This window comes from Psychrobacter sp. JCM 18901 (genome assembly GCF_000586435.1).
Taxonomy (GTDB): domain Bacteria; phylum Pseudomonadota; class Gammaproteobacteria; order Pseudomonadales; family Moraxellaceae; genus Psychrobacter.
Map to the genome: position 1 here is coordinate 1 of NZ_BAWH01000045.1, position 1,386 is coordinate 1,386.

1 pseudogene is annotated in these 1,386 nt (G+C 46.6%); it reads right to left on the minus strand.

Annotated elements, in window-relative coordinates:
- Window positions 1-1,386: pseudogene (locus tag TT11_RS16495) on the minus strand (Na+/H+ antiporter NhaC family protein); the annotation flags it as partial.

Below are 1,386 nucleotides of genomic sequence, written 5' to 3' on the forward strand. Positions count from 1 at the left end.
TCCCCTCTTTAACCCGACTAATCGTCAGCCCCGTGAACCCGAATAGCAGTGTCAGCAGTAATGACAAATAACAGAAAAACGCATAAGGCAAATACTCTAATACTGGCACCCCTAGCGCCTGACTAATAAATACCCCGCACACACTCCAAGGCACTAATGATTAATCACCGTTCCTGCATCCTCAATCGTCCGCGACAGATTCTTCGGATGTAGATGTAAGCGCTCAAATGTCGAACGAAAGGCCGTACCAGACAATAAGATGCTCAAGTACTGCTCACCGATCAGCACGTTAATGCTTAGTGCCGACATCGCTGCCGCAAAGATAGCTCGTCCTGATGTCGTCAATGTATCCTTAATACCAGATAGCAGTGCTGGCAGAATACCTAGTGCCGTTAATAGACCACCTAAGCTTAATGCCAGTATCACAATCGCCTGGGTAAAGAACATACTCTGTACACCACCACGCGACAGCATTCCACCTACTTCCCCTAACTCTAATGACTCAGCAGGGGCATAGCCTGCAAATAGATAACCGCCCAGTTGGCCAAAGCTTGGTGAGCTGTGTACATAAGTAATGATGAGTGCCGCGGCAATGGTACAGATAATCGTATAAATCGCATTAACCCGAAACAGTGCCAACCCGACTAATACCACAAATGGCAGTACCGAATATCCATGTATCAAACCACTGTCTATCAGCTGACCTTGTAGTATGGTCACTTGACTCAGATCAGCACTGGTCGTCTGTCCTGAGAACAGCCAAAACAAAATAACCGTCAGTACCCACGCAGGTACTGTCGTATACATCATATTGCGAATATGCTCAAACAGATCAATACCGACAACAGAGGATGCAATCGTACAAGTATCAGACAAAGGCGACATCTTATCGCCAAAGAACGCGCCTGATACTACTGCCCCTGCCGCTATCGCCACATTGGCATCAAACGCATTACTCATACCAATAAACGCCACGCCCAAGGTAGCGGCAGTCGTCAAACTACTACCTAGAGCAATACCGATAATAGAGGTCAAGATAAAGGCAGAGATATAGTAGTACTCAGGTGAGATCAGCTGAAAGCCTACATACATTAAAGTAGGAATAGCACCTGACATCATCAGAGCCGCAACCATCAGTCCGATAAAGAAGAACAAATAGATGGCACCAATACCGCGCATGACACCTGAGGCCATTTGCGCTTGCATGTCATCAAAGCTGAGCCCTTTATACATACCGATAGCCAGTAGTACACAGATAGCCAAGATAAGAGACAGGTGCGGCACCCAACTAAAACCAATCATGGTGATACCCATGATACCGATAACAATGGCGGATATGATAAAGGCGAGCTTGGCACTGATTAATGTGAGGGGTTTTGGTGGCAT